Source organism: Blautia sp. AF34-10 (assembly GCF_003477865.1).
In the GTDB taxonomy this organism is placed as follows: Bacteria; Bacillota; Clostridia; order Lachnospirales; family Lachnospiraceae; genus Fusicatenibacter; species Fusicatenibacter saccharivorans.
The window spans coordinates 79,921-93,428 of sequence record NZ_QUED01000012.1; the positions used below are offsets into that span (position 1 = coordinate 79,921).

At 51.4% G+C, this 13,508-nt stretch carries 12 protein-coding genes and 2 pseudogenes; 1 reads left to right on the forward strand and 13 read right to left on the reverse strand.

What is annotated here, in order from left to right:
* Positions 1-6: 6 nt before the first annotated feature.
* The 8 genes and pseudogenes from DWZ60_RS09215 to DWZ60_RS09250 all read right to left on the reverse strand — a co-directional run bounded on the left by DWZ60_RS09215 (position 7) and on the right by DWZ60_RS09250 (position 8,525).
* Complete coding sequence (locus DWZ60_RS09215) at positions 7-663, reverse strand: ATP-binding cassette domain-containing protein (protein WP_118666283.1); 657 nt, start codon at positions 661-663, stop codon at positions 7-9.
* Positions 660-1,442, reverse strand: coding sequence for an ABC transporter permease (locus DWZ60_RS09220; protein ID WP_119221553.1), 783 nt, complete (start codon positions 1,440-1,442; stop codon positions 660-662). Before DWZ60_RS09220 ends, DWZ60_RS09215 begins: the two co-directional genes overlap by 4 nt.
* Complete coding sequence (locus DWZ60_RS09225; RefSeq protein WP_243038273.1) at positions 1,420-2,442, reverse strand: ABC transporter substrate-binding protein; 1,023 nt, start codon at positions 2,440-2,442, stop codon at positions 1,420-1,422. The genes DWZ60_RS09220 and DWZ60_RS09225 overlap by 23 nt, the downstream gene beginning before the upstream one ends.
* Positions 2,443-2,467: 25 nt before the next feature.
* Positions 2,468-3,991, reverse strand: coding sequence for a 4Fe-4S dicluster domain-containing protein (locus tag DWZ60_RS09230; RefSeq protein WP_022461521.1), 1,524 nt, complete (start codon positions 3,989-3,991; stop codon positions 2,468-2,470).
* A gap of 187 nt (positions 3,992-4,178) precedes the next feature.
* Positions 4,179-5,192, reverse strand: coding sequence for an NAD(P)H-dependent glycerol-3-phosphate dehydrogenase (locus DWZ60_RS09235; protein ID WP_022461520.1), 1,014 nt, complete (start codon positions 5,190-5,192; stop codon positions 4,179-4,181).
* A 3-nt stretch (positions 5,193-5,195) separates the two neighbouring features.
* Entirely contained in the window at positions 5,196-5,843 is a 648-nt protein-coding gene (gene plsY / locus DWZ60_RS09240; RefSeq protein WP_117509053.1) for a glycerol-3-phosphate 1-O-acyltransferase PlsY, read from the reverse strand.
* A 6-nt stretch (positions 5,844-5,849) separates the two neighbouring features.
* Positions 5,850-7,178, reverse strand: a complete 1,329-nt coding sequence (der, locus tag DWZ60_RS09245; RefSeq protein WP_022461518.1) for a ribosome biogenesis GTPase Der — start codon at positions 7,176-7,178, stop codon at positions 5,850-5,852.
* Positions 7,132-8,525: pseudogene (locus tag DWZ60_RS09250) on the reverse strand (DUF512 domain-containing protein). Before DWZ60_RS09250 ends, der begins: the two are co-directional and overlap by 47 nt.
* 211 nt (positions 8,526-8,736) lie before the next feature.
* Between DWZ60_RS09250 and DWZ60_RS09255 the strand changes: the two are divergent.
* A pseudogene (locus tag DWZ60_RS09255) lies at positions 8,737-9,899 on the forward strand (ribose-phosphate pyrophosphokinase).
* A gap of 97 nt (positions 9,900-9,996) precedes the next feature.
* Here DWZ60_RS09255 and pgeF read toward each other — a convergent pair.
* From pgeF to lepB, 5 genes are read right to left on the reverse strand one after another with little or no spacing between them, the layout of a single operon-like run.
* Positions 9,997-10,851: a peptidoglycan editing factor PgeF gene (gene pgeF / locus DWZ60_RS09260; protein ID WP_055226466.1), complete on the reverse strand. Its 855-nt coding sequence runs from the start codon at positions 10,849-10,851 to the stop codon at positions 9,997-9,999.
* A 13-nt stretch (positions 10,852-10,864) separates the two neighbouring features.
* The gene (locus tag DWZ60_RS09265) at positions 10,865-11,227 is read right to left on the reverse strand and encodes a YraN family protein (RefSeq protein ID WP_022461514.1); all 363 of its coding nucleotides are present in this window, start codon (positions 11,225-11,227) and stop codon (positions 10,865-10,867) included.
* A 34-nt stretch (positions 11,228-11,261) separates the two neighbouring features.
* Positions 11,262-12,062 carry a ribonuclease HII gene (locus tag DWZ60_RS09270; protein WP_119221554.1) on the reverse strand — a complete coding sequence of 267 codons (801 nt, stop codon included), beginning with the start codon at positions 12,060-12,062 and terminating at the stop codon, positions 11,262-11,264.
* A complete protein-coding gene (gene ylqF, locus DWZ60_RS09275) occupies positions 12,063-12,905 on the reverse strand; it encodes a ribosome biogenesis GTPase YlqF (protein ID WP_055226467.1) in 843 nt (280 codons plus the stop codon).
* Positions 12,906-12,929: 24 nt separating this feature from the next.
* Positions 12,930-13,490, reverse strand: a complete 561-nt coding sequence (gene lepB / locus DWZ60_RS09280) for a signal peptidase I (RefSeq protein ID WP_243038274.1) — start codon at positions 13,488-13,490, stop codon at positions 12,930-12,932.
* Between the last annotated feature and the right edge of the window lie 18 nt (positions 13,491-13,508).

Below are 13,508 nucleotides of genomic sequence, written 5' to 3' on the forward strand. Positions count from 1 at the left end.
TCCATTTCAGATTTCTGTGCTGCTTTTTCTGTTTCTCTTTATTTCGAGGATACCATCCAGTCTGCTGCAGGTGCAGATCCAGTCCCCCATTGCTTCGGCTTCTTCTAAATCATGCGTGACCAGAAGCATCGTTTTTTCTTTTCCTTTTCTGCGGATATAGTTCATCGTTTTCTTTTTCGTCCCCGCATCCAGTCCCCGGAACGGCTCATCCAAAAGGAGGAAATCTGCGTCCATGCGCATGGCCCGCAGAACCGCCACCCGCTGGCGCATGCCGCCCGACAGTTCCGATACAGCCTGGTTTTCACAGCCCGAAAGGCCGAGTTCCTCCATCTCCTCCAAAAGATGACGGAAGCTTCTTTTTTCTTTTCCAAACATGCGGCGCCTTACCGCGAGCTGGATATTGGCTGCAGCTGTCAGTTCTTCTGCCAGCCGCGGTTCCTGAAAAACCATACTTTTTCTTAAGGCTTCCAGTCCCCCGATTTTTCCGCCGTCCGCCTGCTCCAGGCCTGCCAGAATCCGCAGCAGGGTTGTCTTTCCCGCCCCGGAAGGAGCCATCAGACAGGTCACTGCTCCTTTTTTCAGTTCCATCGTAAGATTCGAAAAAATAACGTGTTCTCCATACGCTTTTTTCAGATGGCAGATTTCAATCGTATCTTCTCTCATTTCATCACCAGCATCCTTTTTTCTGCAAGATCCATTCCTTTTAAAACAGCTTTTTCGAGACAGAAGCTGACGTACACGATCGCTGCCGTCCAGGCAAATAGTCCCGGTGTGTCGAGATATATTTTTGCCTGATACAGATGCTCTCCGATGGATCGGTTCGGAATGCCGATTACTTCTGCTGCCGTTCCGGCCTTCCAGCAAAGGCCGAGGGAAAGTGAACATCCCGTCCGGATATATGGGTACAGCTGCGGCAGGATCACCCAGCGCAGCCGCACCGGCCGCGGAACCTGAAAAACGTCTGTCATCTCCAAAAGCGCTGTGTCCAGTTCCCGCAGGCCGTTCCGCGTGTTTGTATACAGGATCGGAAATACCATCAGAAACGAAATCACAACCGAAAGATTCTTCGACGAAACCCAGATCAGGATCAGAATCACAAAAGAAGCGACCGGCACTGCTTTCACTGCTGCAACCAGCGGCGTCAGGAGTTCTTCTGCAATGGAAAACCGACCGGCAAGTGCAGCTCCTGCAATTCCCACCGCCGCACCAAGAAGGAATCCGGCTCCGATGCGTGCTCCGGAAAACAGCAGGGACTGCCAGAAGACCGGTTCTGTTACAAGCGTAAAAAGGCGTTTCAAAACAGCGGCAGGAGATGCCAGAAGGATCTCCTGCCCGACAAAAACGCTTACCGCCTGCCAGATCATAAGCCAGAACACGATCGGCCAGCGCTTCGTTTTTCTCTGTTTCTCTTTTTTGTTTTTATTCGGAATAATAGAAGTCATCTCCTGGAAGTTCTCCTCCGACTGCCTCCGGGTTCTGGTCTTTGAGTACACCGAGATAACCGGAAAGCTTCTCTTTCATCTCATCACCAGTGATGCAGACAATGTTGCATGCCGGAAGCGCTTTCTTTGCGACTGCCTCCGGAACAATGTCATAATCCCCGATCAGTTCTGCCGCCTCATCCGTGTTTTCGGTTACGTAGGATACGGATGCCTGGTAAGCTTCCATGAAGTCTGCAACTGCTTCCGGATGCTCCTTGGCAAAGGCAGTGCGCACAACGGTAACACCTGTCACCAGTGTGCCCGCTGTTCCTTCGGACTTCTGGATTTTGTTCCATTCTTCGGTCAGGTCAAGTGCGGTGCGCAGCGTTTCTTTTTTCGTCTGTGCCGTCGTTACAAACGGCTGCGGCAGCATGGCGATTCCATCGGCATCTTCTGCAAGTGCTGCCACGCACTCGGCGTGTTCGCTCTTCCACTCGATCGTTACGTCCTCACCCGGTACGAGGCCGTTCTTTTCGAGGATATAATTCAAAGCATACTCCGGAGTTGCACCTTTGCCGCCCGCATAAATGGTTCTGCCTTTCAGATCCGCAATAGAATGTACGGTATCGCCGTCCTCGACGATATAAAGGACACCGAGCGTATTGACTGCGAGCACCTGCACGCCGCCGTTTGTCTTGTTGTAGAGTACGCTTGCAAGGTTCGCCGGAACCGCGGCGATATCCACCTCTCCCTGTACCAGTTTTGCGCTGACCTCATCCGGGGCAGCGGCAAGTTCAAACGTGTCCGCAGGTGACTCTTTGCTGTCGTTATCGCTCATCATTTTTACCATTCCCATGCTGGTCGGTCCTTTTAATGCAAGCACATGGACCAGTGTCTCATCTTCTGTTTCCGATGCCGCTGTGCTGCTCTCCGTCTTTGTCTCTGTCTGGCCGCATCCTGCAAACAGAAGTACCATTGCAAGAATCGCTGCCGCAAAGCCCATCTTTCTTTTCTTTTTCACTTTTGTCTCCACCTTGCTGTTCTTTTTAGTCTACCAGCTTGTCCAGTTCTTTTACATATTCTGTCTGGCTGGAAATCTTGTGTTTTGCCTGCGCCGCATATTTGTTGACTGCCGCCTGCGACTTTTTGATTGACTGCATCGTGCCGGCTCCTGCCACGCATCCGCCCGGACAGGCCATGCCTTCGAGAAGATAACCGTTGTACTTTCCGGCCTTTGCCATTGTCAGCAGTTTCCGGCATTCCTTCAGACCTTCTGCATTTGCCATCTTGATTTCGCGGTCCGGGTATTTTTCACGGATTACATTTTCCACAGATTTTGCAACGCCGCCGGAGACAGCAAAGTTTCTTCCGTCCACCGATGCATCGCTGACGCCGTCCGGATCTTCCTCAAGTGCACTCACATCTACCTGGCGCGCATCGAAAATGCCCGACATCTCTTCAAACGTCAGAACGAAGTCCACCTCACTGCGGACAGACCGGCGCATGGCCTCCAGTTTTTTCGCCGCACACGGTCCGACAAAGACAACCTTCGCATTCGGATTGTGTTTCTTGATCAGACGCGCCGTCAGCGTCATCGGGGTCAGTGCCATCGAGATACAGTTAGCGTAATCCGGGAACAGTTTCTTCGCCATTACAGACCAGGCCGGACAGCAGGATGTCGCCATAAACGGCAGTTTCTCCGGAACTTCGTTCACAAAATCCTCTGCCTCCTGTGCCGCACAGAGATCCGCTCCGATCGCAACTTCAAAGACATCCGCAAAGCCGAGCTTTTTCATCGCCGCACGCAGTTTTCCAGGCGTTACTTTCGGTCCGAACTGGCCGACAAACGCCGGTGCCAGCGCTGCATAGACGCGCTCTCCCGACTGGATCGCACGGATTACCTGGAAGATCTGGGATTTGTCCGAAATAGCGCCGAACGGGCAGTTGACGAGACACTGGCCGCAGGATACACATTTCTCGTAATCGATATCCGCTTTTCCGTTCTCGTCTGAACCGATGGCATCCATTCCGCAGGCTCTCGCACACGGACGCTCCTGAATAATAATAGCCTGGTATCCGCATACCTTGGCACACTGACCACATTTGACGCATTTATCCTGATCAATATAGGATCGTCCATTGGTGCGGTCCAGCGTAATGGCCTTTTTCGGACAGACTTCCACGCACGGATGTGCAAGACACCCCTGACATCCCTCCGTGATCAGAACCCGTTTTTCATGACAGGCGTTGCATGCAAATTTGATGACATTAATGAGCGGCGGTGTATAATACGTCTCCGCCTGGTCCGCCAGTTTGATATTGTCCGAGATCGGGGCGTGCTCTGCCGCGCTTCTGCACGGAAGTCCCATTGCAAGGCGAAGCCGCTCTCCTACAATCGCCCGCTCCAGAAACACATCATTTCTAAAATTTCCGACCTCACCGGGAATTACACGGTAAGGAATTTCCTCGATCGTCTTTTCCACCGGAGAGTCCACGTCATACGCCATTTTTGCAACTTCCGTAAAAATGGCATGGCGGATTTCCTGAATTCTTGTTTCTACTCCTCTCATTCTTTCTTCCTCCTGCTGTATTTTCCTCCGCATCTTTTCAGTTAAAATTATTCCGCTTTCTATTACTATACTTGATTTCGAAAGTATTGTCATCTTTTTCCCGTATTTTTGCTGAAAAATTTCGGTCTGCACAAAAAAGAACCTGCCGTCTCTGTATCATTTCACAGAAGTGACAGGTTTCTTATTTTTACCGCTCCCAGAGATCCGGGGCGAGTTCGTCTTTTTTCATACGCTGCATCAGTTCATCCACAGCCTGTTTCGGGTTTTTGTTTTCAAACAGAACCTGATTGACGGCCTGAATGATCGGCGTTTCGATTCCGAATTTTTTCGACAGGGTAAGACCCGCTTTTGCGGAATAGACGCCCTCGACGATCATCTGAACCTCATCCATCGCCTGCTGCATCGTTCTGCCCTGGCCGATCAGGTATCCGGCTTTCCGGTTCCGGCTGTGAACGGAAGCACACGTTACAATCAGGTCGCCGATACCGGAAAGACCGTAGAAGGTTTCCGCATGGGCACCCATCGCCGTGCCGAGCCGTGCAATTTCCGCGATCCCGCGGGTAATCAGAGCCGCTTTCGTATTGTCGCCGTAGCCAAGACCATCCGCCGTTCCGGCTGCCAGTGCGATGACATTTTTCAGAGCTCCGCCAAGTTCAATTCCCGTGATGTCCGGGCTTGTGTAAACGCGGAAGACCGGACTCATGAACACATTCTGCACATACAGTGCGCTCTCGCGGTCATGCGCGCCGACAACGATCGTGGTCGGCAGGCCGCGGCCGACTTCCTCTGCGTGGCTCGGTCCAGAGAGAACAACGACATTCGCTCCCGGCACTTCCTCCTCGATGATCTGAGACATCGTCATCAGGGTATCGGCTTCCACGCCTTTTGCCACATTGACGATGAGCTGGCCGTCCGGAATATCCGCCGCATACTTTTTACATGTGGTTCGCACGTACGGGGATGCTTTTGCCATCACAAGGATGTCCTGTCCGGAAAGGGAGCCGCGCACATCGCAGGTGAACTTCATTTCATCCGGCAGTTTTACGCCCGGAAGCTTCGTCAGATGCTCTCTGTGTTCCTTTAAGCTCTCAATTTCCTTTTCATTTTCCGAGCAGATCGTCACGTCATGCCCGTTGTTGCAGAGCAGGAGGCCGAGGGCGGTTCCCCAGCTTCCTGCTCCGATGATACTAATCTTTGCCATATTTTATTTCTCCGACTTTTTGGATAAATACGTTTTCCGCTCTGTTCCCGCGATGAGGCGCTTGATGTTTGCACGGTGCTCCCAGAAGGCAAGCACGGCAAGAAGTGCGATCACCACGTACATCTCATAGAGATACGGCGGTTCCAGCGCAAAGCAGCCCGCCTGTCCCATGATAACGGCCATCGCAAAAAAGACAACGTAAACCATCATGGAACCGAGGGAAACATAGTGTGTTACTGCAAGATTCAGGAAAAACAGCGCTGCACAGACCAGCGTGATTCTCCAGTCAAACGAGATAATCAGACCCGCGGTCGCAGCGATTCCTTTTCCGCCGCGGAAGCCTAAGTAAAACGGGAAGTTGTGGCCGAGAATCGTTCCAGCCGCAGCATACACCGTCAGCAGTTTCAGCATTTCCGGGTGCGATGCACCGAAGATCAGGCGTACCGTCAGGACCGCCAGAATGCATTTGATGCAGTCGCCGGCAAGCGTGATGGCGCCTGCTTTTTTCCCTAAAGTCCGGAGCGCGTTGGTCGTTCCTGCGTTTCCGCTGCCGTGTTCCCGGATATCAATTCCCTTCGTCCTTCCATAAATATATGAGGTCTGAAAAAGGCCAAATGCGTATCCGATCAAAAGGCATATGATCCGTACCATAACTCTTTACTGCTCCTTCTCTTTTCGTTCTCTGATGATGAATTTCAGCGGTGTGCCGCGGAAGCCGAACGACTCTCTGATTTTATTCTCCAGATATCGAACATAGGAGAAATGCATCAGTTCTTTGTCGTTGACGAAAATAACAAATGTCGGCGGTTTGACCGAAACCTGTGTCATGTAGTAGATTTTCAGTCGTTTTCCACGGTCTGACGGCGGCTGCTGCATTGCCATTGCCTCGGTCAGAATCTCGTTCAGGACACCGGTCTGTACGCGCAGGTTCTGGTACTGCAGAACCATGTCGATCGTCTCGAACAGCTTCGGAAGACGCTGTCCTGTCTTCGCAGAGATGAACAAAAGCTCTGCGTACGGCATGTAAGCCAATGTATTTCTTACTTTTTCGGTAAAGCGGTAGATCGTCTTGTCATCTTTTTCCAAGGCATCCCATTTATTTACCGCAATGATCATACCTTTTCCACGCTCATGGGCGATACCGGCAATTTTGGCATCCTGCTCGGTGACGCCCTCGGTTGCATCGATCAGAAGAACAACGACATCTGCGCGCTCTACGGCAGATACGGTACGGATGATGCTGTACCGCTCCAGCTCCTCTTTGATCTTGTTTTTCTTTCGAAGGCCTGCGGTATCGATGAAAATATATTCATTTCCATTGTGCATGATCGTGGTATCGATCGCATCGCGCGTCGTTCCGGCGATGTCGGATACGATGACACGGTTCGAGCCCAGCAGTTTGTTGACCAGGGAGGATTTTCCGACGTTCGGTTTTCCAACAATGGCGATGCGCGGAATCTCGCTCTCCTCCTCGTTTTCCATCTCCGGATCAAAGTATCCTGTCACCTCATCGAGCATATCGCCGATGCCGAGCTTTCCGGATGCGGAAATGGCGTGCGGCTCTCCGATGCCGAGGTTATAGAATTCATAAACATCCATCATCTGACGGTCGAAGTTGTCGACTTTGTTGACCACCAGCACAACCGGCTTGCGGCTTCTTCTGAGCATATCAGCTACTTTTGCATCGGCATCTACAAGGCCCTGACGGACGTCAGTGATGAAGATGATGACATTTGCGGTATCAATGGCGATCTGCGCCTGGTCTCTCATCTGGGAGAGAATGATATCTTTGGATTCCGGCTCAATACCGCCGGTGTCTACCAGCGTAAATTTGTGGTTCAGCCACTCCACGTCGGCATAAATACGGTCACGGGTTACACCCGGTGTGTCTTTTACAATCGAAATATTGTCTCCGGCTAATACATTAAACAGGGTGGATTTACCCACGTTCGGCCGGCCCACAATTGCTACAATCGGCTTGCTCATACATTGTTCTCCTTCTGTGTATCGTCTCCTGGTTTTCCTCCACAACGGCTTTCACCAGGTCGCTGCCCGGCTCATCGATAATCTGTACCGGTGTTTTCAGGCGCTCTTCCACCTCTTCCACCGTCACATCGTCGAGAAAGACGTTTTTTCCCGAACGGAGCATGTTGCACGGAAGCAGCAGGCAGTCGCCAAGATCTCTTCCCTCTAACTGCTCCATCAGATCCTTTCCGGTAATCAGACCGGATACGGTAATGGATTCTCCAAAGAAATAGTTGATAATCGTGACAACCTCCGCCTGTACATTCGGATATTTTTCACGAATTTTCTGCATGTGTTTTTCCAACGACGGCGCCGCAGCTTTTCCGGTCGCAATCGTTACATGGCGGTGACGGTCATCCCCTTCTCGTTTCGAAAGTTCTTCCGCAACCTCGTCCTCCAGAAGCCGGAGCATTCCCACTCCGTTTTCCAGCTGGATATAGCCATCGTAATTTTCCTCCTCCGGGATCGGCTCTCCCGCCAGCAGATACCATTCATCACCAGCATGGATAAAGTGAAGTCCCCACTGTTCATACAGCTTTTTCTGCCATTTGTGAATCGTGGCAAGAACTTCTTTTGCATCCTCCCTGGTAAACGGTTCCAGAGGCGCCAGTCCGTCGCGGTACTTCGAAAGTCCGACCGGGACAACCGAAACACTTTTCAGATGCGGCAGATATTTTGACAGATCCGAAATACTGCGCTCCAGCTCTGCGCCGTCGTTGTATCCCTTGCAGAGCACAATCTGTCCATTCATCTCGATTCCCGCCTCGTAAAGGCGCTGGACCTTCGGAAAGATATTGCCCGCAAAACGGTTGTGCAGCATTTTGCAGCGGAGCTCCGGGTTCGTTGTCTGGAACGAAATATTGATCGGTGCCAGATGGTAGCGGATAATCCGGTCGATATCGTGGTCGCTCATGTTGGTCAGTGTAATATAGTTTCCCTGCAGGAAGGACAGACGCGAATCGTCATCCTTAAAATACAAGGTGGGACGCATTCCCGGCGGCATCTGATCGATGAAGCAGAAAATGCAGTTGTTGCTGCAGGAACGGTACTGATCCATGAACTCGTTCTCGAATGTGATGCCGATTTCCTCGTCGTACTCTTTTTCAATCTCCAGATCCCATTCTTCCCCGTTTTTCTTCCGGATCGTGAGTTCCAGATAGGAGTCGTTGGTCTGGAATGGTAATCAAAAACGTCCTCGATTTCTTCCCCGTTGACACGAAGCAGTTCGTCTCCCGGTTCCAGTTCAAGCTCTTCGGCAATACTGCCCGGTTCTATTTTCTTTATGATGTGTTTCGTTTTGTTTTTCACAGATATTACGTTATGGCCTTTCCTTTTCCTTCATTTTCTGTCCGAAAGGCAGCAGAACTCTGCATAGCCAGCGGACATTCATTCATTATAATAACAACAACCTGCACAAAAAGCAAGGATTCTTTCGTTTTTTGCTTGACGCGCCCTTTGTTTCGATGATATAAATAGGAAGAAAAAGCTTTGTAAAATATGTCGATTACTGGAGGTTTGTATGGCTAATTTAGATTTACTTGAAAATTCCATTCCGGTCGCCCCGTTAAAGCTCGCAGCTCTGCCGGGCAGTATGGAAATGGCAAAAAAAGTCGATTCGTATCTGGTTCAGTTCCGTAAAGAGCTCGCCGAGCGCCGCAACGGGGTTTCCTTTTCCGGATATTCCGAGGATTCTTTTCTGATTGACTGCGAGTGCCCGCGTTTCGGTTCCGGCGAAGCAAAAGGAAAGATCAACGAATCCGTCCGCGGTGCCGATCTTTACATCCTGGTTGATGTCTGCAACTACAGCATCACCTACAAGGTCTGCGGCTACGAGAACCACATGTCACCGGATGACCATTATCAGGATCTGAAACGTATCATCGCTGCTGCAACGGGAAAAGCACACCGGATCAACGTAATCATGCCTTTCATTTATGAAGGAAGACAGCATAAGCGCACCAAACGTGAGTCTCTCGACTGCGCACTTGCTCTGCAGGAGCTGATGAACATGGGTGTTTCCAACTTTATCACCTTCGACGCACACGATCCTCGTGTCATGAACGCAATTCCGCTCGGCGGCTTTGACAACTTCATGCCAACCTACCAGTTTTTAAAAGCCCTTCTTCGTTCCGTTCCGGATCTGACGATCGACAACGATCATCTGATGATCATCAGCCCGGACGAGGGAGCGATGGCGCGTGCCGTATACTTCTCCAACGTGCTCGGCGTCGATATGGGTATGTTCTATAAGAGAAGAGATTACTCCACCATCGTAAACGGAAAAAACCCGATCGTGCACATGAGTTCCTCGGCGATTCCGTAGCAGGAAAAGATGTTGTCATCATCGACGATATGATCTCCTCCGGTGAGAGTATGCTTGACGTTGCAAAACAGGTCAAAGAGCGCGGCGCTGACCACGTCTTTGTCTGCACCACCTTCGGCCTCTTCACCGATGGTCTGGAGAAATTCGATGCTTACTATGAGAAAGGCTATATCAGCAAAGTCATCACCACCGACCTGACCTACCGTACACCGGAACTCGTTTCCCGTCCTTGGTATGAGCCGGCTGAGATGAGCAAATATATGGCAAGCATTATCGATACGCTTAACCACGACGTATCCGTTGCAAAAGTACAGTCTACGACAGAGAAAATCAATAAGCTGCTGGCAAAACACAGATAATCGATTTTGTGTCCGCCGGATGCATACAGCAAAAAAACGGATCTGTTTTTTCCAGGTCCGTTTTTTGATGCTTTCTATTCTGTTTTCGATCCTGTTTTCAGACCAGGGAAAGGAATGCCGCGAGGTTTCCTCTTTTTCCCTTCGATGCACGGTGGGAATACAGGAAATCCGGGTTGCAGCAGGTGCAGAGGTTCGGCAGATGAATCTGCTTCTCCGGCACTCCTGCTGCAAGAAGGATCTGATGATTCGCCTCCCAGAGATTTAACTGGTATTTTCCATCTGGTTTTCCGTAGAACAGTTTCTCATGCAGTGTTTCCGGGAATGCTGCCCGGAACTCTTCGATCACGTCACCGCTCACCTCGTAGCAGTCCTGGCAGATCGACGGGCCGACGGCTGCGATCACATCTTTTGCTTCTGTTCCAAACCGTTCGTGCATCGCATCGAGCGTTGCCTGTCCCATCTTGTGGACCGTTCCACGCCAGCCGGAATGTGAAAGTCCAATTGCACGGTGCACCGGGTCGACAAAGTAGAGCGGCACGCAGTCCGCATAGAATGTCGCAAGTACGACGCCCGGCTCGTCAGTGATCATACCGTCAATATCATGAAAATCGCGGTCTCTTGTCACGCCGCTGCCGCAGTCTGCTTTCGTCACATAACGGACCTTCGTCGTGTGTGCCTGATCGGAGGTAACAATGTTTTCCACTTCAAACCCCGCCGCCTCACAGAATCTTCTGTAATTCTCCCGCACATTCGCCGGATCGTCGCCGCGCGAAAAGCTGAGATTCATGCTGGAAAGATGTTCCTTACTCACCCCGCCGATCCGTGTGGAAAATGCATGGCGGATGCCCTCAATTTTCTCAATCGCCGGCCAGGTCAGATAGACCACGCCGTTTTCCGCCTCGTTGACATGCATCGTTTTTTTATCGTTTTGTTTCCATTGAATTGGTATCATAAAAACTCCCTTCCTACCAGCCGCTCCCCTGATAATAAAACGCGTTCGCATAGACGCGGATCTCCTCCGGTGTCTCTGCCACGACGTCGAAACGGCAGGGCACATCCATCGGGATCTGGTGGAGCATGCGGTAGTAATCTGCTGTTTTTGAAATTTTCTTCTGTTTCTTTCCATCCACGGCGCTTGTCGGGTCTCCGGCTGTCCGGCCGGTGCGGTATTTTACTTCGATAAAAATGTATGTGTCGTCCTGTTTTGCGATCAGGTCGATCTCACCGAAGCGGCACCGGAAATTCCGCACCAGGATGTGATATCCCAGACTTTCCAGATATTCTGCCGCACGGCTCTCCTGTCTCGTTCCTACTTCCCGCTGGTTCAAATGCGATACCCTCTCCTTTTTTGATGCGGTGCCTTTACACGAAATGGCCGATAAACGACTGCCGGTGGATCGGTGACGGGCCGATTTCTTTTAAAGCAGCGATATGCTCTGCCGAACCGTAGCCCTTGTTCGATGCAAAACCGTAGCCCGGAAGCACCTTGTCGTACTCTTCCATCAGGCGGTCCCTTGTCACCTTCGCAACAATACTTGCCGCCGCAATCGAAACACTCTTGGCATCTCCCTTGATGATCGGCACCTGGCGGATGTCCACCTGCGGGATTTTCACCGCATCGTTTAAGAGTACATCCGGCTTCACGGAAAGCTTGCTGATCGCCTCCCGCATCGCCTCGTACGTTGCCTGTAAAATATTGATCTCGTCGATCCGCGCCGGGGAGGCATAGCCGATGCCGACGGCCACTGCTTCGCGCATGATCACATCGTACAGCTCGTCGCGTTTTTTGGCCGTCAGCTGCTTGGAATCGTTCAGATACAGGATTTTACTGTCACGCGGCAGAATGACCGCACCTGCGACCACAGGGCCCGCCAGAGGGCCTCTTCCGACCTCGTCGATGCCGCAGATCCAGCCAAGATCCTCATATTTGTGCTCGTAGATCTTCATCTGTTCCGTGCGCTCGCGCTCTTTATTCAAGGCCTCTTCCTGTTTCTGGTATTTTTGAATCAGATTTTGTACGCCGGCACGGGAATCCTCTTCGTATTCCAGATAAAGGGCGGGCAGCTCCGTCTCCGAGCTGCCGCAAAAATTTCCCGTATGGCGGATATCGATTGTTTTTTCTCTGTCATCGTTGTTCTCCGCATTTTTTTTTGATAAATCCATTTATTCCGGTTTTTCCAGCGTGATTCTGCCGAGCTTTCCGCTCCGGAAATCATCCATCAGAAGCCGTGCTGCTTTTTCGTAATCGAGCTCATTTCCCTTTTTCAGGCAGCCGCGCACACGCGCAATCTCACCCAGGATTTCCACACGATCCGTCATGCCTTCAAAGCCAAAGCGTTTCTCCAGCGTTCCCGGGTATTCTGCCGTCAGATAATCGATGACGGACAGCGCCAGCTCCTCCACGTTCAGGATCTCATCGTTGATGGAACCGATCATCGCAAGATGCAGTCCCACCTGCTGGTCCTCAAACTTCGGCCACAGGATACCAGGTGTGTCCAGAAGCTCCAGCTGTTTGCTCAGACGGATCCATTGTTTTCCCTTCGTGACGCCCGGTTTGTTTCCGGTTTTCGCACAGGCTCTGCCCGCATACGCATTGATAAATGTCGATTTTCCGACGTTTGGAATACCGACAACCATCGCGCGGACCGGACGGTTCAGGATGCCGCGTTTGCGGTCGCGCTCGATTTTCTCTTTGCAGGCCTCCTGTACGGCGCTGTTGATCGCTTTCATGCCGGCTCCGGAACGGGAATTGACCTTCACAACAGAATATCCCTTTCCTTTGAAATATTCCATCCAGGCATCGTTTCCGCGCTCATCGGCAAGGTCCGATTTGTTCAGCAGGATCAGCCGTGCTTTGTTCTTTCCAAGTTCATCTATATCCGGGTTGCGGCTCGCTGCAGGAACTCTCGCATCGACCAGCTCAATCATCAGGTCGATGAGCTTTAAGTCTTCCTGCATCTGTCTGCGGGCCTTCGTCATATGACCCGGGTACCACTGATAATTCATGTTTCTTCTCCTTCTATGCTGCGTTTACACGAAACCGATTTTCTTCCACGGCGAAATCGTAAACCAGAGCTTTCCGACAATGCGGTCCGAATCCACGAGTCCCATGCCGTTGTGGCGGCTGTCCTCGCTGTTGTTCCGGTTGTCGCCGAGCACAAAGTACTGTCCCTTCCCGACCGTGATCGGCTCGGAGGCAAGTCCCGCGTTTGTGATGGCCGGAAATTCATCTTTTTCATTATAGACTTCCCCGTTGATGAGGATCTGTCCGTCTTTGATCTGTACCGTCTCGCCCGGCAGCGCAATCACACGCTTGATGTGGATGCTCGCCTTCTTGTCCTCACTCGTCCGGAACGCGATGATATCCCCGCGTTTCGGAGAACTTAAGCGGTACCAGGCGGAGTCCATCAGCACACGCTCCCCCGGCACGAGAGTCGGCTCCATCGAGCCCTCCTGCACCACGACACTTCTGCAGAAAAACCAGGAAAATGCCGCCGCAAGAAGAATCGCTGCGATGATTTCCAGATTCCATACAAGCATGGAACGGATCTTTTTCTTGTAGAAATATTCTTTTACATATCTGGTATTCATACCCATAGTGTAATTCTC